19 protein-coding genes are annotated in these 20139 nt (G+C 46.7%); 12 read left to right on the top strand and 7 right to left on the bottom strand.

Annotated elements, in window-relative coordinates:
* Nucleotides 1-34 precede the first annotated feature (34 nt).
* The 5 genes from hemF to BGP75_RS01265 all read right to left on the bottom strand — a co-directional run bounded on the left by hemF (nt 35) and on the right by BGP75_RS01265 (nt 4735).
* Nucleotides 35-949, bottom strand: a complete 915-nt coding sequence (gene hemF, locus BGP75_RS01285) for an oxygen-dependent coproporphyrinogen oxidase (RefSeq protein WP_076714285.1) — start codon at nt 947-949, stop codon at nt 35-37.
* Nucleotides 950-1066: 117 nt separating this feature from the next.
* On the bottom strand, nt 1067-1627 hold the full coding sequence (locus tag BGP75_RS01280) for a Sua5/YciO/YrdC/YwlC family protein (RefSeq protein WP_076714283.1): 561 nt from the start codon (nt 1625-1627) through the stop codon (nt 1067-1069).
* Nucleotides 1628-1659: 32 nt separating this feature from the next.
* Nucleotides 1660-2166 (bottom strand): 5-(carboxyamino)imidazole ribonucleotide mutase, encoded by a 507-nt coding sequence (purE, locus tag BGP75_RS01275; protein WP_076714281.1) that lies wholly within the window; start codon nt 2164-2166, stop codon nt 1660-1662.
* A gap of 294 nt (nt 2167-2460) precedes the next feature.
* A complete protein-coding gene (gene dprA, locus BGP75_RS01270; RefSeq protein WP_076714279.1) occupies nt 2461-3585 on the bottom strand; it encodes a DNA-processing protein DprA in 1125 nt (374 codons plus the stop codon).
* A gap of 124 nt (nt 3586-3709) precedes the next feature.
* Complete coding sequence (locus BGP75_RS01265) at nt 3710-4735, bottom strand: LysM peptidoglycan-binding domain-containing protein (protein WP_076714277.1); 1026 nt, start codon at nt 4733-4735, stop codon at nt 3710-3712.
* A 185-nt stretch (nt 4736-4920) separates the two neighbouring features.
* On the opposite strand from BGP75_RS01265, the gene def reads away from it, so the two are divergent.
* From def to BGP75_RS01210, 11 genes are all read left to right on the top strand, one after another.
* Nucleotides 4921-5433, top strand: a complete 513-nt coding sequence (gene def, locus BGP75_RS01260) for a peptide deformylase (protein WP_076714275.1) — start codon at nt 4921-4923, stop codon at nt 5431-5433.
* Nucleotides 5434-5573: 140 nt separating this feature from the next.
* A complete protein-coding gene (fmt, locus tag BGP75_RS01255) occupies nt 5574-6569 on the top strand; it encodes a methionyl-tRNA formyltransferase (RefSeq protein ID WP_076714273.1) in 996 nt (331 codons plus the stop codon).
* Nucleotides 6570-6577: 8 nt separating this feature from the next.
* Nucleotides 6578-7888: a 16S rRNA (cytosine(967)-C(5))-methyltransferase RsmB gene (rsmB, locus tag BGP75_RS01250; RefSeq protein WP_076714271.1), complete on the top strand. Its 1311-nt coding sequence runs from the start codon at nt 6578-6580 to the stop codon at nt 7886-7888.
* Between the two features lie 10 nt (nt 7889-7898).
* Nucleotides 7899-9275 (top strand): Trk system potassium transporter TrkA, encoded by a 1377-nt coding sequence (gene trkA, locus BGP75_RS01245; RefSeq protein WP_076714269.1) that lies wholly within the window; start codon nt 7899-7901, stop codon nt 9273-9275.
* A gap of 19 nt (nt 9276-9294) precedes the next feature.
* Nucleotides 9295-10743 carry a TrkH family potassium uptake protein gene (locus BGP75_RS01240; RefSeq protein ID WP_076714267.1) on the top strand — a complete coding sequence of 483 codons (1449 nt, stop codon included), beginning with the start codon at nt 9295-9297 and terminating at the stop codon, nt 10741-10743.
* Between the two features lie 143 nt (nt 10744-10886).
* Complete coding sequence (ybaK, locus tag BGP75_RS01235; RefSeq protein WP_076714265.1) at nt 10887-11360, top strand: Cys-tRNA(Pro) deacylase; 474 nt, start codon at nt 10887-10889, stop codon at nt 11358-11360.
* Nucleotides 11361-11547: 187 nt separating this feature from the next.
* Complete coding sequence (locus BGP75_RS01230) at nt 11548-12126, top strand: bifunctional 2-polyprenyl-6-hydroxyphenol methylase/3-demethylubiquinol 3-O-methyltransferase UbiG (RefSeq protein ID WP_076714263.1); 579 nt, start codon at nt 11548-11550, stop codon at nt 12124-12126.
* 369 nt (nt 12127-12495) lie between these two features.
* Nucleotides 12496-13446 (top strand): glycine--tRNA ligase subunit alpha, encoded by a 951-nt coding sequence (glyQ, locus tag BGP75_RS01225; RefSeq protein ID WP_076714261.1) that lies wholly within the window; start codon nt 12496-12498, stop codon nt 13444-13446.
* Nucleotides 13446-15524, top strand: a complete 2079-nt coding sequence (glyS, locus tag BGP75_RS01220; RefSeq protein WP_076714259.1) for a glycine--tRNA ligase subunit beta — start codon at nt 13446-13448, stop codon at nt 15522-15524. The genes glyQ and glyS overlap by 1 nt, the downstream gene beginning before the upstream one ends.
* Before the next feature lie 192 nt (nt 15525-15716).
* Nucleotides 15717-16289, top strand: coding sequence for a D-glycero-beta-D-manno-heptose 1,7-bisphosphate 7-phosphatase (gene gmhB / locus BGP75_RS01215; protein ID WP_369832089.1), 573 nt, complete (start codon nt 15717-15719; stop codon nt 16287-16289).
* A gap of 480 nt (nt 16290-16769) precedes the next feature.
* Nucleotides 16770-17561: a glycerophosphoryl diester phosphodiesterase membrane domain-containing protein gene (locus tag BGP75_RS01210; protein WP_076714255.1), complete on the top strand. Its 792-nt coding sequence runs from the start codon at nt 16770-16772 to the stop codon at nt 17559-17561.
* A gap of 1147 nt (nt 17562-18708) precedes the next feature.
* On the opposite strand, the gene BGP75_RS01200 is transcribed toward BGP75_RS01210, so the two are convergent.
* Nucleotides 18709-19209, bottom strand: a complete 501-nt coding sequence (locus BGP75_RS01200) for a helix-turn-helix transcriptional regulator (protein WP_076714250.1) — start codon at nt 19207-19209, stop codon at nt 18709-18711.
* A gap of 254 nt (nt 19210-19463) precedes the next feature.
* On the opposite strand from BGP75_RS01200, the gene BGP75_RS27150 reads away from it, so the two are divergent.
* A complete protein-coding gene (locus tag BGP75_RS27150; RefSeq protein WP_198939250.1) occupies nt 19464-19625 on the top strand; it encodes a hypothetical protein in 162 nt (53 codons plus the stop codon).
* A 381-nt stretch (nt 19626-20006) separates the two neighbouring features.
* Here BGP75_RS27150 and BGP75_RS01195 read toward each other — a convergent pair.
* Nucleotides 20007-20139, bottom strand: a 133-nt coding sequence (locus BGP75_RS01195; protein WP_143820949.1) for an IS3 family transposase, incomplete at its 5' end; no start/stop codon positions are given.

The raw sequence follows: 20139 nt of genomic DNA, 5'->3' as shown, positions 1-20139 counted from the left end.
TAAAATTGTTGGTAAAGGCAGAATAGAAAGACAATTATGCGTTAATCCAGTCTCGAGGCTTAAGAAACTCCCTATACAAAACAGCTTCTTCACTTCCCTCTTCGGGTTGCCAATTATATTGCCAGCTGACCTCAGGTGGCATCGACATCAAAATTGACTCGGTCCGTCCCCCCGATTGTAAGCCAAACAGTGTGCCTCGATCATATACAAGGTTAAACTCGACATAACGCCCTCGTCTGTAACGTTGGAACTTTTTCTCCCGTTCCCCGTAAGCTGTATCAACCCTACGTCGAACAATCGGCAGATATGCTTGAAGGTAACTGTTACCCACCGCTTGCACAAATTTGAAGCACTGATCAAAATCAGGCGTGTTGAGATCATCAAAAAACAATCCCCCCACTCCTCTGGGTTCGTTACGGTGTTTCAGGTAAAAATATCTATCACACCACTCTTTATATGCCTGATAACGATCTTTTCCAAAAGGATCGCAGGTATCCTTTGCGGTTTTATGCCATTCCCGGCAATCTTCTTCAAAACCATAGTAGGGAGTCAGATCATACCCACCTCCAAACCACCAGATGGGATCTTCGCCTTCCTTCTCTGCGATAAAAAATCGAACATTGGCGTGGGAGGTAGGTACATAGGGATTATCAGGATGCATCACCAGCGAAACCCCAACCGCCTGATAGCTTCGCCCCGCTAATTCTGGCCGGTGGGCCGTTGCGGAAGCCGGCATATTCTGCCCTTGAACATGGGAAAAGTTGACCCCTCCTTTCTCAAAGACCTGGCCACCGGCAATCACCCGGGAGCGACCACCACCTCCAGACTCCTTGGTCCAGCGGTCCTCAACAAACGACACCTCCGGCTCAAGCACCTGCAGGCCATCACAGATACTGTCCTGCAACTTTTCCATAAATGGCTTAACTAGCGCCATATCTGCGGTAGCCATAAGTTAACCTCTTAGAACCTGGTTTCTTCAATAAGAACGGAATTATTTACCTGGCTTAATGGCTCATTTGGCGCTTCAGATTACAGCGCCTGAAGTTGGCGCATCCAATAGAGCCGTCTAGCCGGATCGTAACACCGCACCGGTCTTCAACAGTCGAATTTCAGAAGGTCTATTTGAACCACCCAGGGGACCCGGCAACAGATAGTTCAAAGAACGACCGAACGCAGCACGAACCTCCCGTTGAGTTCGTGCTGGGGGCTGACTACTGATATTTGCTGATGTGGACACCAACATTCCATCATAGTAGTGACAAAGCTGCTTAACACCTAAGTGAGTACTCACCCTTACAGCCACATCAGAATGTAAACCTTTGACCCAAGTAGGTATGACTCTCATTCTGTCGGGTATAATCCAAGTAGTAGGAACGGACCTTGGTTGTGATAAAAGTAAACGCTCACTTTCGGATAATCCAAGCAATAAATCTCCCAATTGAGAGATATCTCCTGCGATCAGAATAAGACCTTTATCCACAGGCCTTTGCTTCAATTTCAGCAAATGCATAACCGCCGCCCGATCCCAGGGATTACAGCCCAGCCCCCAGATAGCCTCTGTCGGATAGGCAATAACCCCGCCTTGATCAAGGGCCCGAACAGCCTGTTTTGTATGCCATATACTCATGCTTCAGGAAACTAGCTCTGATTAATCAGCACTTAGCTATTTGCCAGTCTTTCTTGTAGCGCTTTGTCTTTAGCCAATACCGCTTTGGTATTTTCCTGGCGTTCTGCCAACAGACGCTGGGCCAGCTGTTCATCCTTAGTAGCCAGAATCTGGGCTGCCAGATAGGCTGCATTTTTTGCTCCTGCCTTACCAATAGCAACTGTAGCAACCGGGATACCACCAGGCATCTGTACAGTAGATAACAGAGCATCCAAGCCGTCTAAAGAAGAGTTGATCGGTACGCCGATCACAGGCTTAAGGGTATTTGCAGCAACCGCACCGGCTAAGTGAGCAGCCATACCAGCAGCACAAATAAACGCCACGCAGCCACGCTGATCAGCATCCACGACATAGTCGTGGGTAGCAACAGGAGTGCGATGCGCTGAAGAAATTTTCACTTCAAAAGGTACATTCAAAGACTTGAGGACATCCATTGATGCTTCCATAACGGGAAGATCAGAATCCGAACCCATAAGAATTGCGACAAAGGAGTTAGACATGAGCATTACTCTAATTAAAAAAATCTTACTTAAAAGGCCCTTGATGGGCCTACTCTAAAGATCTTACTGAGAGAGGGCCTTATAGATCTAAAACTATAAGAAGAATACTTTTCCAAAAACCACTCCGCCAACAGATCCGGCAAACCTACCTGAGTACAAAGCGGCTTTCAAGTGCTGAGATAGACTAGCCACAAACTATCAGCAATAGCCCTATATTCTTTAGATATATAATTAGCTGTAAATGAGGCCAGCTATGGATTACAAGCAGTACCTAAGCCACCAATTAATAACAACTTAACGCTGATACCCGCCAGGCACTGACCTGACCAGCCCTTTCAGTTCAAGTTCTAACATCCTGGAGATCACTTCCTCAGCGCTGTGACCCGATCGCTGTACCAGCTGATCGACAGACGTTGGCTCAAAGCCAGTAAAACTGACCAGTCGTTTTTCAAATGGAGTTAACGACGACAATAAACTATCTGTCTCTCCTCCTGTTTGGCTGCATGACTCTATTGGTAAACTGATTTGCGGTCCCAGCTCTTCAAAAATATGATCGACCTGTTCTACCAGCTTAGCTCCCTGACGTATTAGTTCATGACAGCCTTTACTCATGGGACTATGAATTGATCCAGGAATGGCAAAAACTTCTCGGCCTTGGTTCAGTGCCTGTTTCGCAGTAATTAGCGAGCCACTGTTTGGAGAAGCCTCTACCACCAGCGTTGCCATGCTTAAACCACTTATAATCCGGTTCCGTCGCGGAAACAGTTGCGCACGAGGAGCAGTCCCCAGCGGGAATTCAGAAAGAACAGCCCCTCCCCCGGCAATAATACGCTCAGCCAGAGAGCAGTGCCTGCGAGGATAGACCGAATCAACCCCGGTAGCCATGACGGCTATAGTAAGCCCCAGTCCATCCAATGCCCCTAGATGTGCCTGCCCATCAATACCAATCGCAAGACCGCTGGTAGGCACCCAGCCATTCAATGATAGCTGTTTAGCGAATCCGTATGCATTTTCACAACCACTGATAGACGCATTCCGACTTCCCACAATCGCCACCTGATGTTGCTGAAGGACTTCAGGATCTCCGCGTAAATACAACACAGGCGGCGGGTCATGGATCTCTTTTAATAAACAGGGATATCCCGGACATTCAATAGAGATAAGGTGGTGCCCGGCAAGCTCTGCCCAGGCTTCCGCTTGCTCAAGTTTGTCAGAAAGAAAGTGTTCAACTGGACACTTTCGCCACTCATTCAGCACTCGAAGGCTATTCTGGCGTACTCCATAAGCAGCCAGTTCCTTTGACTGTTGATCAAGAATGGACGTGGCGCTGCCAAATTCTATGCGCAAGCGATTCAATGAGCTGGGACCCAACCCAGGTAAAAAACTTAGCAGAAGCCAGGATTTGAGATGAGAGTGCATAGATCATCCTTGATCTTAAATAATTGAAAGCAGTCGTCTATCAAACAAAAGAAATGCTTGCCGGGTTATGAGACCTTGCAGTTACGCTCACCTTCCCTGTCAAGCAAACCTACGTGAAACATTACTATGGAGTATGGACCTCATCAAGCACAGAAAGCACATTCTCTGCTTTCATGACCAGTGCATAACTCACCTTATCGAAAACCTTAAACACCATAACGGTACCGCCCAACTCTGACGGCAAGGTTAGCAGCTCCCCTGTCACCGGATCCTTCACGATCTCGCCCTTCTTGAATACATGAAGAACATGTCCGGGCTTCATCCCCTCCCGATCACCAAGGTTAATGGCAACTACGTCAAATTGACCAATCTGGGTAACCCCTTTCAACACCGACATAATCTTACCAGACACATCTTTGTCAGGAGCACTGGGGTAAAACACTGACTGAATCACCGTTTCCGGAGTGGGTAGAACTCGATCCTTGACCCGAACCTCTTCATGAGTTCGCTTCAAATCCAAAGTAAGAATATCTTTCTTGGTTGAGACCAGGTAACCACCACCGATAGCCTTGGACTCATAACCCAGTACTTCTTCGGTATCTGGATCAATATAAACCCGTGCAGGTCGATAAACTCCAAAAAAGTTCTGATCATTTTGTTCTACAGTACCCCGGGCATAAACCCGATCGCCTGCACCTGCAATGATGGCAGAATTTGCTCCTCCTAATACGTAAGGCGCAGCTTGCAGCTCGTCAGCAGAAAGGACCAGATTATCTGAAAGAAAACTTTTAACATCCTGCAGAGGAATGGCCCGGATGGCCTGCTCCAGTGGAGAGCGTCTAATCTGCGGACTAAGCTTCCCGCTACGGTCAAGGCGTAGCTGGGGAACCCCATTTACATACACCAGATAAACAACATCACCCGGGTAAATCAAATGCGGATTATCAATTTGCGGGTTAACTGACCACACTTTTGGCCAGAGCCATGGACTTTTCAAAAAGGTGGCAGAAATATCCCAAAGCGTATCACCCTTCACCACCACGTGACGATCAGGATGATTGTCAACCAATTGGATCTCATCAGCAGCCAGTTGGCTGATCATCAAAGGTCCTGTCAGTAAAAGGATAAATCCAATCAGGAGCTTTTTCATTCGTAAATCCCTTTCAGCATTTATCAGAGAAGCGTACCGGAACAGTCTATAAGAATATGGCCAGAGCCCGTATTACTGCCTTATTCTTACTATGGAATGTGGTCTTGTAAACAGTATAATAGGCTTATCGTTGGATTTCGCAACGCAAACGCCCTTTATTCTTTATATAACGTGTTGTTTTACTTATGGCTTTGTTAAACATACTTGAATTTCCCGATCCACGACTTCGCACTAAGGCTACGCCTGTCACTGAAGTTGATGGCGAAATAACGCAATTAATCGATGATATGTTTGAAACCATGTACGATGCCCCTGGTATTGGGCTGGCTGCAACACAGATTAATGTTCATAAAAGGGTAGTGGTCATCGATCTGTCTGAAGACAAGAACGAACCTATGGTCCTCATCAACCCCGAATACGACATTCTGGATGACGAACGAGAAGAATCCCAAGAAGGCTGCCTCTCTGTTCCTGAATACTATGAAACTGTAGAACGGGCCAATCATATATTATTACGCGCACTTGACCGTAATGGTGAGCCTTATGAACTGGAGGCAACAGGCCTGCTCGCTGTCTGCATCCAACATGAAATTGATCACCTGGAGGGAAAACTGTTTGTTGATTACTTATCCACACTGAAGCGAAATCGAATTCGCTCCAAGTTGGAAAAGAAACACCGTCGGGAAGCACACGCCTAACAGCGATCATTTTTTCATCCTGACAACACTCTTAACGTTGTCATACAACAAGAAACCGTCATACTCCGAACAGCTCCTACAGAAAGCAGGTTTGTTTTTACAATCCTGCTTTTTTTAGATAAACGGAACCGTTACCTATAATGCCTACAACAGAATCCGAATCCCTGTCAAAAGAACAGCCCGTCGATCCTCTTCGTATAGTTTTCGCCGGTACTCCTGAGTTTGCTGCAGCCAGCCTGGAGGCCCTTATTGGCAGTGAGCATGAAGTTGTGGCAGTGTATACTCAGCCTGACCGCCCTGCCGGTCGCGGCAAGAAACTGACAGCAAGCCCGGTAAAAGAGTTAGCTGTTCGATCTGGTATTAATGTATGTCAGCCTCTCAGCTTAAAACCTGACGAAGAACAGAAAAAACTGGCTCAGTTAAATGCCGATATCATGGTTGTCGCCGCCTATGGATTATTACTTCCGGAGACAATTTTAAATACTCCACGGTTGGGCTGTATCAATGTCCATGCTTCCCTGCTTCCCCGCTGGCGAGGTGCCGCCCCCATCCATCGTTCTTTGATTGCCGGTGACACAGAAACAGGCATTACCATCATGCAGATGGATAAAGGCCTGGATACCGGTGACATGCTGCTCAAGAGGACTTGTCCGATAACCGCTGAGGACAGCTCAGGAACACTTCACGACCGTCTGGCAGAAATTGGAGCAACAGCGCTGTTAGAAGCTCTTGGAAAAATTCAATCGGGCACAATAACCGCTGAAGCCCAGGATGAAAACCTTGCCTGTTACGCCTCAAAGTTACTCAAAGCTGAAGGTCAAATAAACTGGACTCTATCGGCTGAGAAACTTGACCGACAAATTCGAGGACTCAATCCCTGGCCAGTTACCTACAGCCAGCTTAATGGCGAACGAATAAGAATCTGGCAAGCTCACCTGCTTGAAGGGCAAACGGATCAACGACCAGGAACAATCATATCTGCCGACAATGACGGCCTCAGCGTCGCTACCGGAAATGGTATTATCGCAGTCACCAGTTTACAGCTGCCAGGGAAAAAACAACTCTTTATTGCCGACCTGCTCAATGCCAGACAAGATTTGTTTCGTCCCGGCAATCGTTTTGATATAGAGGCGTAAACCTGACTATGAGTCTCCAAATACTGAGTGTTCGGGTTCAGGCATCCAGAGTACTGGCTTCAATTCTCAAACGTGAAGCCTCACTTTCTACTTTGCTTCCGGTCGCGATAACAAACACTCCGGCTAATGAACGGCCTTTATTGCAGCAACTCTGTTATGGAACCCTCCGATATTTACCCCAGCTTGAGCTGATCGCTCAGCGGCTGTTGGCTAAACCCCTGAAGCCAAAAGATCAGGATGTACAGGCACTGATTCTAATGGGCCTGTATCAGCTGCTCCATAGCCGGGTTCCTGCCCATGCCGCGATCAGTGAAACAGTACAGGCAGCGGTAAAACTCAAGAAAAAGCCATGGGCAAAAGGGTTGGTCAACGCTGTTCTACGAAATTTTCAACGCCAACCGGAACTACAACAGACATTACAGCAGAACCCGATCTACAGCTATGCTCACCCTCAGTGGTTAATCAAGCGGATAAAAAATGCCTGGCCCGACCATTGGTCTCAGGTACTGGAGCAAAATAATAATCAGGCTCCAATGACTCTCCGTGTCAATCTAAGCGCAATCAGTCGGCCGGATTATTCTGAACGATTGAAGGCGGAGGGTATACCTCACCACTTCGGTCAGTTCGCTGCCACCGCCATCATTCTGGATAACCCCGTTGACGTTGACCAACTTCCCGGCTTTTCCCAGGGACTGATCAGCGTTCAGGATGAGGCTGCTCAATTAGCAGCCGGTTTACTCGATCTTCAGCCACAGCAACGGGTCCTTGATGCCTGCGCGGCTCCTGGCGGAAAAACCGGCCATATCCTTGAATCTGAAACAAATCTCGACCACTGTCTGGCATTGGATGTAAGCCCTGATCGATTAATTCGAATTGAAGAAAATCTGCAGCGAATAGGCTTGAACTGTGAGCTCAAGACAGCTGATGCAGCGGAATCCTCATGGTGGGATGGCCAACCGTTTGATCGGATTTTACTGGATGCACCCTGCTCAGCTACAGGTGTGATTCGACGTAACCCTGATATCAAATCATTAAGGAAAAACAGTGATATAGGCAATCTGTCAGCGCTACAACTCAACATTCTGGAGAACCTTTGGTCAATGCTGGGCAGCGATGGAAGGCTCGTCTATGCCACATGCTCCGTGCTTCCAGACGAGAATGAAGCGGTTATCAAACAGTTTTTGGATACTCATCCCGAGGCCGTTGAATTCAGGGTTAAGGCTGACTGGGGCATTGAACGTTCTGCAGGACGGCAACTGTTCCCACAAGAAAACAGCCATGACGGCTTTTACTACGCCGTGATCGATAAAAAGGGATAATCCCAGAACTATGAAAATCATCATACTCGGTGCGGGTCAAGTCGGCGCGACTTTAGCGGAAAATCTTGCCAGTGAATCCAACGATATCACCATTGTCGATACTGACCTGTCTCGCCTGCGAGAGCTCCAGGATCGCTTGGATATCCGTACCGTTCAGGGACAGGGTTCTTCTCCCACCGTGCTGGAGCAAGCTGGCGCAGAAGATGCCGATATGTTGATAGCAGTGACCAACAGCGACGCAGAAAACATGGTTGCTTGCCAAATCGCTTTTAGTCTCTACCACACACCCACACGCATTGGGCGGGTTCGGAGCCATGACTATCTGACCAAGAAAGATGCATTATTTACTGACAAAGCCATTCCGATTAATGTATTGATCAGTCCAGAGCAGCTGGTCACTCGCAACATTAAGCGCCTGATACAGCATCCGGGAGCTCTTCAAGTATTGGATTTTGCCGAAGGAAAGGCGCAACTGGTTGCAGTGAAAGCCTATTACGGTGGCCCCCTGGTCGGACACGAAATATCTTACTTACGCTCTCATATGCCTGCTGTAGACACCCGGGTGGCCGCTATATTTCGGCGAGGAAGCCCAATAATTCCTCAAGGCGATACCCTGATCGAAGCTGATGACGAAGTGTTCTTTATCGCCGCCCGAAAAGACATTCGATCAGTCATGAGCGAGCTGAGACGACTGGAGACCCCCTATAAGCGGATTATCATTGCAGGGGGCGGGAATATCGGAGCAAGCTTGGCCCGTAGTACCGAGGATAACTACCAGGTTAAGCTGATCGAGCGGAATATTCGTCGCTGCAATCTTTTGGCCAACGAACTGAATCGTACCATTGTACTTCAGGGCAGTGCCTCAGATCAGGAGCTGCTGCTAGAAGAGAACATCGAAAGTACCGATGTTTTTTGCGCACTAACCAACGACGATGAGGCCAACATCATGGCCTCCATGTTGGCAAAACGACTCGGGGCCAGAACGGTAATGACACTAATCAATAATCCGGCATACGTAGACCTGGTGCAAGGGGGGGTGATTGATATTGCCATTTCACCACAGCAGGACACTATAGGTAGTCTGTTAACCCACGTCCGTCGAGGGGATGTTGTAAATGTTCACTCTCTACGACGAGGCGCGGCAGAAGCAATGGAAGCGATAGCCCATGGAGATCAGCGATCTTCCAAAGTTGTCGGGCGGGCCATCGAGGATATCGACCTCCCCCCTGGAACGACTATCGGTGCTATTGTGCGTAACGATGAAGTACTAATCGCCCATGATGATGTTGTCGTTGAAAACGATGACCACGTAATCTTGTTTTTGATCGACAAACGACGTATCCCGGATGTCGAGCGCCTGTTCCAGGTCGGCCTGACATTCTTCTAGGGATTGGAGCCAGCTTGATATGCACTTTCGTGTCATTCTAAGAATTCTGGGAATCCTGCTGATGCTCTTCAGCTTCAGTATGGTTCCTCCTATTGTCGTCTCCTACCTCTTTGAGGATGGTGCTTCATTCCCTTTTGTTATCGCTTTCATCATTACCTTGCTGACCGGCTTTGTCATGTGGGCTCCTGTTTATCGCGTCAGACAAGATCTACGGACTCGAGATGGATTTCTGATAACGGTTCTGTTCTGGACCGTACTCGGACTTTTCGGCTCAATCCCTCTGATACTGGCCGAGACACCAGATCTATCGATTGTCGATGCAGTGTTTGAATCCCTTTCCGGCCTGACCACCACCGGTGCAACAGTAATAACCGGCATAGATTCGTTACCTCAATCCATTCTCTACTATCGCCAGCAGTTACAGTGGTTTGGCGGTATGGGAATTATCGTACTGGCGGTTGCCATTCTCCCTATGCTGGGAATCGGGGGTATGCAGCTGTATAGAGCGGAAACACCCGGGCCCGTCAAAGACTCAAAATTAACACCACGTATCACAGAAACAGCTAAAGCTCTTTGGTATATCTACCTGTCATTGACCATTCTTTGCACACTGGGTTACTGGGCTGCGGGGATGACTCCTTTTGATGCACTTTCTCACAGTTTTTCGACCGTTGCCATCGGCGGCTTTTCTACTCATGACGCCAGCATCGGTTACTTTGACAATCCTGTCATAGAGGCAGTAGCCGTCTTCTTTATGATTATTTCAGCGGTCAATTTTGCTTTACACTTTACCGCTTGGCGGCAGAAATCCCTGTTACATTATTGGAGCGATCCAGAGTTCAAATTTTACATCGGTATTTTGGCAGGCATTACTCTGTTTACCACCATCGTGCTGATGCTGCACGAAACCTACAATGGATTGGAAACCTTCCGTAGAGCCATATTTGAAGTTGTTTCCATCGCTACAACCACAGGTTTCGCCACGGCTGACTTTGCCCAATGGCCCACAATGCTACCCTTCCTGCTCTTTATCGCGGCATTCGCTGGAGGTTGTGCCGGCTCAACCGGAGGTGGAATGAAAGTCATACGCGTTTTGATTATTCTTAAACAGGGCTCCCGTGAAGTTAAGCGACTGATGCATCCCAATGCCGTATTACCCATTAAGGTCGGTAACAGACCCATATCTGACCGAGTAGCAGAAGCCGTTTGGGGCTTTTTTTCGGTCTATCTGATTGTGTTTGTTGTCATGCTGGTAGCCCTGCTTTCAACAGGATTGGATCAGGTCACCGCCTGGACCGCTATCGGCGCAACCCTGAATAACCTGGGACCCGGACTGGGAGAGGTTTCGATTCACTATGGAGGACTCGGAGATGCAGCCAAGTGGATACTTTGCTTTTCCATGTTATTGGGCCGCCTGGAGGTATTTACCCTATTGGTTCTGTTCACTCCGGTCTTCTGGAAACGTTAAAGTTCGGATTCCACCTTCAGGTGATCCCGTTGCCCACTCGGTAAGGTACTCGCTTTCAGGCAATATTTTTCAAACTATATTTTCAGGCTATAAAGGAATTGCTTGCCCGCACCAGGAGCTTGGTATATGGAGATATTCAAATCATGACCCCTGCTATCAATGCAGCCAAAAAAGCTAAGGTTGCTTATCAAACTCATAGTTACGATCATGACCCTAAGAGCAACTCCTATGGAGAAGAAGCAGCCGATAAGTTAGGGGTTGAACCACAACGGGTCTTTAAGACCCTGATGGTGGCTCTCAATGGTGATAATAAAAAGCTGGCTGTTGCCATCGTTCCAGTCAGTCACAATCTGGATCTAAAAGCTGTGGGTGCTGCTCTGAGCGCTAAAAAGGTCATGATGGCTGATGGCCAGGATGCCCAACGGGCCACAGGTTATGTGCTTGGAGGAATTTCCCCCCTGGGGCAGAAAAAACGATTGCCTATGGTAATTGATGCCAGCGCTCAATCTCTTGAGAGCATCTTTGTCAGCGCGGGTCGCCGAGGACTGGAGATTGAGCTTTCCGCAACGGATTTGGCATCAATCACTCAAGCAGTTTTTGCGAAGATCACGCGTTAAAGGGTTATACAAATTGATCGGTAATCATAGTCACTACTGCAAGTGGTCAGAGCGATAGATCTAAGGTCATAAATCAAGGGTCACACAAAATCCAAATTATGCACAGCCGAATGAAAGCCAAACAGATCGTTGCAGACCAGTCCTTCAATAGAATAATTTAGTGATTGTGCTAAAAGGAACAATTCCAATGATTAGTTCACCTGTAGACAAATGGAACCAACGCTATCTCAAAAGCAGCACTCCTAACAGTCCTGCACAAGTGCTGACAGAAAACCTTCATTTACTTCCCGCACAAGGCCGCGCCCTGGAGCTGGCCTGTGGTTTGGGGGGGAATGCCCTGTTGCTGGCAAAACAAGGACTCACCACCGAGGCCTGGGACCTCTCTGAAGTTGCCATCAATAAGCTCCAACAGTTATCCCTGGAAAACAACCTGAGTATAAACGCCCGTGTTGTCGACCTTAATCAAGAGCCCCCCGTAGCTGAAAGCTATGATGTTATTTGTGTTTCGGCATATCTCGAACGAACACTGTGTTCTGCTATCAGTAACGCACTAAAACCGGGTGGACTGATTTTTTATCAGACGTTTACGCAACAGAAGACTGACAATACGGGTCCCTCTAATCCAGACTTCCTACTTGAATCCGGTGAGCTTTTTGCGCTTTTTGCCGATCTCATCCCTGTCGCATACAGGCAGGAATCTGATTGCGGAGATTTATCCCGGGGACTAAGGAACCAGGCCTATTTAATTGCCAGAAAACCGGTTTAAAACATTGCGCTGATATCTTCGATTCAGCGCTGGCAAGTTTTCACTACCGTTTCAAATTCCCAGATAAATTATCCCAGCCCCATCCAATAAAACTTGAATCGACTTCACCTTTTTCAATTCGATAGTCTTCCAGACTTAAAAGAGCAAGCTCCAACCTGCAAAGATCAGCCTCTGAGGAAGCGATGAAAAGGCTATTTTTTCCATCAGTTCACATAAGTTTCCAATCCTGACTTAAATAAACAATCCACTGAATTATCCACACCTGTTTAAGTGATTCTATTACGCCGGGACCCGGCATTAATGGGGATATCATGTATAATGCCCGGTTTGGGCGAATTGAGTTATCTACAACCATAGATGGTGATCTGAGTGAGTGACAAGTTATCCGTAGATGCCAGTACCTTTCAGGGCTTAATAATGACCCTGCAAAACTACTGGGCTGATCAAGGCTGTGTTGTTGTCCAGCCATTGGACATGGAAGTGGGTGCCGGGACTTTCCATCCCGCCACAACCCTGAGAGCTGTAGGACCAGAAAACTGGAACGCAGCCTATGTACAACCCTGTCGTCGCCCCACTGACGGCCGCTATGGCGAAAATCCAAATCGCCTGCAGCATTACTACCAGTTTCAGGTAGTAATGAAGCCCTCTCCTGACAATCTTCAGGAGCTCTATCTGAACTCACTGAAAACCCTTGGCATTGACCCATTGGTTCACGATGTGCGCTTTGTAGAGGATAACTGGGAGTCTCCCACTCTAGGAGCCTGGGGGCTCGGCTGGGAAGTCTGGCTAAACGGCATGGAAGTGACCCAGTTCACTTACTTCCAACAGGTAGGCGGACTGGAGTGTTACCCTGTAACCGGTGAGATTACCTATGGCCTGGAGCGCATCGCCATGTACCTTCAGGGCGTAGATTCAATCTATGACCTGGTATGGACAGAGGGTCCGAGTGGCAAAGTAACCTACGGTGATGTGTTCCATCAGAACGAAGTGGAAATGTCCACCTTCAACTATGAAGAAGCTGATGTCCCTTTCCTGTTCCAATGCTTTGATCAGTATGAAAAAGACAGTCAGCGCTTAGTCGAAAAAGGGTTACCGCTTCCTGCTTACGAAATGGTCATGAAAGCTTCGCACACCTTTAACCTGCTGGACGCTCGTCACGCCATATCCGTCACAGAACGCCAGCGCTATATCCTGCGTGTTCGTACTCTGGCTCGTGCCGTTTGCGAAGCCTACTACGAGGCCCGAAAGCAGAAAGGCTTCCCGCTTGCCAGCGAAGCACTTCGTACTGAGCTACTTGCCAACACAGGGGAGGAAAGCTAATGGAATTTCGTGACTTTTTATTTGAACTGGGGACAGAAGAGCTGCCCCCAAAAGCGCTCAAATCCCTATCTAATGCTTTCATGCAAAGCTTTGAAACCGGGCTTGCAGATATCTTTGCCAAAGATGCGAAACAGATTTTAACCGAAACGGAGATCCATGCTTTCGCCACACCCCGCCGTCTGGCAATACGTGCTACAGCCTTACCAACCCACACACCGAGTAAGACCACAGTACTGACTGGACCGCCTGTTCAAATCTGCTTCGACGCGGATAAAAAACCAACCAAAGCGCTGGAAGGCTTCGCTAAGAAATGTGGAGCCAGTATTGATGAGCTGGAAGAACAAAACGGCAAAATGGCTTTTTCTCAACAAGAACCAGCTCAGCCCATTAATGAAAAGCTGGCGGCATTAATCCAGCAATGCCTGGACAGTCTGCCTATTCCTAAACGTATGCGTTGGGGCACAAGCAAAGTCGAATTCGTCCGGCCCGCTCATTGGTGTGTCATGCTGTTTGGTGATGAAGTGCTTGATGCAGAAATCCTCGGACATCAGGCTGCTCGCAAAACCTTTGGTCATCGCTTCCACTACAATAAGTCCATCGAGTTGATTGCACCTTCTGAGTATGAAAGCGCCCTTGCTGAAAGCGGATATGTGATAGCCGACTTCGATAAACGCCGCAGGAACATAGAGGAACAAATACACCTGGCAGCAGAATCGCTAGGAGCCAAAGCAGTCATAGATCCAGCCCTTTTGGACGAAGTAACCGGTTTGGTGGAATGGCCTGTAGCGCTATCCGGACGCTTTGAAGAACGCTTCCTGGAAGTACCTGCAGAAGCACTGGTGTCCTCCATGAAGGAACACCAGAAGTACTTCCATGTGGTTAATGAGGAGGGAGCTATTCAACCCTACTTCATTACCATCAGTAACATTGAGAGCAAGGACCCACAGCAGGTTATTTCCGGTAATGAGCGAGTGATTCGTCCACGACTCGCTGATGCGGCCTTCTTTTTTGAAACTGACAAGAAGCATAGTCTTGAATCCCGTATCGATCGTTTAAAGCCGATTGTCTTCCAAGCGAAGCTGGGGACAGTCTATGATAAGTCTGTTCGAGTTTCTAAACTGGCCTCGGTCATCGCCGGTAAAATCAATGGTAATACTGCCTGGGCCGAGCGTGCTGCCATGCTGGCAAAAACCGATCTGGTCAGCGAGATGGTTCTGGAGTTTACTGATCTTCAAGGGCTGATGGGATATCACTATGCAACAAACGATGGTGAGCCAGAAGAAGTCGCTGCTGCAATCTACCAGCAATATCTGCCTAAGTTTGCTGGTGATACTTTGCCGGACAGCAAAACAGGACAAGCAATCGCAATCGCCGATCGGCTTGATACTCTGGTCGGTCTGTTTGGAATCAACCAGCCCCCTACCGGAAGCAAAGACCCCTTTGCCCTTCGACGTGCAACGCTCGGTACTCTTCGGATTCTGGTTGAAAAAGAATTGGATCTTGACCTACTGGAACTGTTGGAACAGGCAGCGAATAACTACGCAGACCTACCCGCTCGCGACGGTTTAGAAAAAACAGTATTAGAGTTTATGCTGGAACGGTTCCGCGCCTGGTACTCGGATGAAGGTGTTCCTGCTGAAATATTCCTGGCTGTTAAAGCGAAGAATCCTACCAGCCCACTGGATTTTGATAACCGTGTGAAAGCGGTTAATCATTTCCGTACTTTACCGCAGGCCGAAGCTCTTGCAGCTGCCAACAAGCGAGTTTCTAACATTCTGGCAAAGCAAGGAGATCCCGGTTCAGTCGCTGTTGACACCACTCTTATGCAAGAAGACGCAGAGCGAGCGCTTCATACCGAACTCAGTTCTCTTGACTCACTTTTAGGTGAGTTAATGGCTGAGGCAAATTATAAGGCTGTTCTGGAAAATCTCGCCCAGCTACAAGCCAGCGTCGACCATTTCTTCGATAAAGTGATGGTCATGGCGGATGATGAGAAAGTTCGTGATAATCGTATTAGGTTGCTAAGCCAACTACGATCACGTTTCTTACTGGTCGCAGATATAGCCTTACTGGGCTAATTATTCGCAGCAATTCAAAACCGGCCTCGCGCCGGTTTTTTTGTGCCTGCTCAAATCAGATACCGACAATGCAAAACAACTCAACCGACTACTCAGTGCTATAATAGTTTTCCCTTAAACCTATCGTCGCTACCTCTATCTTCGTTAACAAGGATTACGGCGAGCAGCAGTATCTACTTTATCCACAGTATTCTGGTAGAAAAACCCTTCAGGAATCTTATGAACAAATTGGTAATTCTTGACCGCGATGGCGTCATTAACGAAGATTCGGACAACTACATAAAAAGCGTTGATGAGTGGATACCTATTCCCGGAAGTGCCGAAGCAATCGCGCAACTATCTAGTGCTGGTTACCTTGTCGCCGTCGCCACCAATCAATCCGGTATCGCTCGTAACTACTTTTCGCTGGAAACCCTTAAGGCAATGCACAACAAGATGGAAGCACTGGTAAACGCCGCTGGCGGACATATCGATGGCATATTCTTTTGCCCTCACGGCCCTGATGATCGGTGTCAATGCCGCAAGCCATCCCCCGGTCTAATCACTCAAATTGAGAAACATTTTGGTCAATCAGCAGAGGGGGCTTTTATTGTTGGCGACAGCAAACGGGATCTGGAGGCTGGACTTGCTCGTGGCTGCACACCGATTCTTGTGCGAACAGGAAAGGGAGAGCGGACTCTAGCTAAAGGACTCGACATTGAGAACGTAATAATCGTTGATGATTTGCAAGCAGCCGCAACTTACATCCTCACAGCAAACCAGTAAGAATTATTCCTACCCTTGGCTGATGTTTCACGTGAAACATCAGCCATTATCTAGAATAGAAAACGACGATTCATTGATATTAAACATCTGCAAATTTTTGCAAACTTCTTTCAACTGGTTTTCGACATCTATGACTTCAAACGCTTGTCACTGATGTTCCACGTGAAACATTCCATGAAAATCTAGCATGGTGCCAAAGTTAGGGTAATCAGAAAATAACTCATAACAGGCATTCTAAAAACCTAAGCACTTCCATCTGAACCCATTTGTTAGAGTCAATATTTTTCAAAAAGAGTGTTACACCCGCCGGTAGTTTACCTAAGCTTAGATTAATGCATCGAAATATATGTTGGAGTATCTGCTGTTAATCAACGGCTATCTTCTCCTCAATCAGCTACCAAGTGTTTATTGTGGATATAGAGAAAGCAATGGTCTGCTTTCATTCGCCTGGGATGTATCTGAATTAAGGAGGTCATTATTTTGGAAAAACTACCGGTCTTTCAAACGGTAAAAGTTGCATACCAAAGTCTCCTGGAAAACAGTTCGACTGCAGTGAAACTGTGCTGGTCATGGTTCATTGTTTATTACTCCTTTTCTGCAGCTGTCGGATACTACGCATTGGTTGAGCAGCAACCTCTCTACGCCCAAACAAGCTCTATAGCCAAGGTATTAGTGACTGCAGCAATCGCTGTGGCATGGCATCGGTTTATTATCCTAAAAGAACAGCCGAGAGGCCTGGGAGCACCGTTAAACAGACCTGTCATTGCCTATTTATCAATTATGATTTTTGCAACATTTATAATCATGGGGCCAGCAATAGCTGCAAATTACTTCTTAAGTACCTCCAACAGGTTTGTACGGTTTGTTGGAAACCCCATTATCATCATGGGCTTCTTGGCAATAGTTTCGATCATTACAGCAGTTGCACTTTATCGTTTCACACTAATACTGCCTGCAATCGCAATAGACTCTAAAAAGTTCAAGGCCAAGGAGTCCTGGCGGCTTACACAAAAAAATACGGGCCGGTTACTGGCAGGTGGATTACTGTCGTTTATACCAATATCTGTCATCATTTATGCTTTAGGCATGATTCCATACCTGTTAACGGGTATTGAGAACCCTACCCTTCTAGCCGTATTTTGGAACCTGCTTTCAGTGATTAAAGTAATTCTAGAATTCTCTCAAATCATCTTAATTGCTGCCTTCTTGTCTTTTTCCTATCTATTTTTCTGCCCGGAAAAAAAGAAAAATAAGATATCGCAAACTCAATAAGAGCTACCACCTACCCTGCTCAATCGTATGCGGATTAAAATGTTCTGACCTACATCTAAACGAATGCGCCCTACTTGCTGGGGCCACAAAGCTCATCTGAGCATTTTTAAGCGGCCAAAAGGCACTGAGTTAAGAGTATCGAATATCACCTAAGAAAGAGCCAGGAGGCCCTGCTTGAGACTAACCTTAATCGACCGGGTCTCCATCTACAAATAACTGCCAACATTCCCGCTAATACTCTACCAATAGCGCCCCCTCTTTCCTGGTTGAGTATGCAACGATACAAGCAGACTTGACGCTGTATAAGTTCCTACCTGAGCAAACCCGACCAGACCAGGTAGCAATCAAGCAGACCGAAAACCTTCAGCTACCAGAGTAAACAGAAATGAGCTTCAAGCGACCATCAGGTGAAAAGACGAAAACAATACGAGTGTCATAACAATCACGGAGAAATGAAGTAACCAACAAAAACAGTAATGCAGATGGTAAACCCACCTTGAATAGCTCCTACTCAGATCTCTGTCATACTCCACTCTACCAGCAATACAGATAGGCAAACTGGATAGGTCATGACTCCGACAAAAAAACTAACGGAATATTCAACTTAATGGCAACCATAACCAACGTATCTATTCCAAAAAATTAGGGGGGAAAATCGCTGGGCGGACTATAACTATAGGATGCTATGACTAAGACGTGGCACATCTCTGATTAACGGCAAGCTTACTATTCAGAGCCAGGCTTCGCCATTTCGATAACGCTCCGTCCATATCCAGAGGCAGTAGTAACCGCTTAGAAAGAATGATGCACGTAGTCTACTGGAAAGATTAGTTGATCAAGCCAATAGAAAGAACTTCCGAAAATACAACAAAAACCTTTGCTATGCCGGGAAAATCACTTCCATCGCTGACTGAAGTGGACAAAAAAAACGGAATCCACAAGGTGAATTCCGTATTTTATTATCTGATCAGCAGTTTCATCTCAATTGAAACTGCCTTCCATCATCCGCAATGATCTTGTCGAATCTCATTTCGCGCAATACGAAGAGCTCCGAAATAGCAAGGGATATCAACCGTTATGAGATTCCATTGAGTATCCAATATCTCAAATCGAATACGACGATTCGAACGAAGTCTCATATCTTTTGCTACTCAGCAACACCATGCTCTTTTTGCTTCATATACTGTCGAAAATCTTCGATATTTTGCTTAGCTTTATAAGATGTAAATAATGGTCTCTCGTACCAAGGCAGAGCACTGCATTCTTCCCAGCTGTCTGAACACGGCTTCCAAGCAACATACCAAACAAAACCAAGAATAGTTAGAAGAAAAATGCAGGCAGCAATTGTCGATACACCTCTTCGGTATTCGATAGCATCATCACTCAACGGCTCCAGATCACATTCGAAACGCCCATAGCCAATTCGACTCAGTAACTTTTCTACCTGAGATCGCCTAGGCAATTGCTTTTTATCCTTGTTTCCCCAATGAGAAATAGTTGTTTTCGAAACGCCACATAACTCTGCGATCTGATCATAATTAAGGCCAAGTTGATTAGCAGTCTTAATCAAATCAACCCCATTCAGCACCTTACGATCATCATAAGATCGATCACGCGTTAAAACATCCAACATTTCTTTTAGGTTCATAAGCCTCTGATTCCATGAGAGTTAACCAAAGTTAACAAGTTGTTTCCTAGTGTTAATTAGGAATATGAGGGTTCGTTACTTACTCTGCAACCTCATCCAATCAAAAAGGGCAGACATATGACGAAACCAACGAACCGAAACAATCAGCGAGCAGATGCAAAAAACCGCAATAAAGGCACAACAGGCAATAACAAAACCAATGCTCACCGGAATGGCCAAATCGGCGCAGCGAAAAACCCAAATAGGAAATAAAAATGAGCAGAACACCAAACGATGATCGTAGTGACAGCATGAATCCCAATAATGATGCATATTGGGACAGTCTGGATAACCACTCTAGTCAGCTGAATCCTAATCACGAAGAGTACCAAGGGGAATCAGATAGCACCCAAGATTCAGATCAGACCGAAATCTAATAGATCCATAGCATCTTGGGGTAAATGGGGCTCCATTGCTTTAATGTTCATCGAATGTAAAAGCAATGAACTAATCCGAGAGATGGGCCAATAGGTCTATTGGCCCATTATCTCCAAGTAGTAGACTCAGGAGATATCTTATCTAACTGAAAGAATAGAAATAACACAGCTTCGGACACTTATTCCATTGAAGTTGGGGTTATCTGCAGTTGCATACATAAAACCATTCGAATCTCTATTCCAATCAAAGGTTTTTACATCTGAAACCTCGAAGTCTGATTTCGATAGCATATAGCTTTCATAATCTTGCTTAGTCGCATTGTAAATTTCTTGCTCTGTTGCTTTAGCGTCTATTTGGTTTTACCCCGTTTCCACGGACAGTCAGTTAAGAGCATTCTGAGTTAGCTTACGCTTCTTCCTCTGGTTATAAAATCGCTCGATGTAATCAAATACATCAGCTCTGGCTTCTGTTCGGGTTTTGTAATTTCTTCTGTTCACCCTTTCTCTTTTTAAG

It is taken from the genome of Motiliproteus sp. MSK22-1 (assembly GCF_001968815.1).
In the GTDB taxonomy this organism is placed as follows: domain Bacteria; phylum Pseudomonadota; class Gammaproteobacteria; order Pseudomonadales; family Balneatricaceae; genus Motiliproteus.
This window is presented reverse-complemented; position numbering and strand designations above follow the sequence as displayed.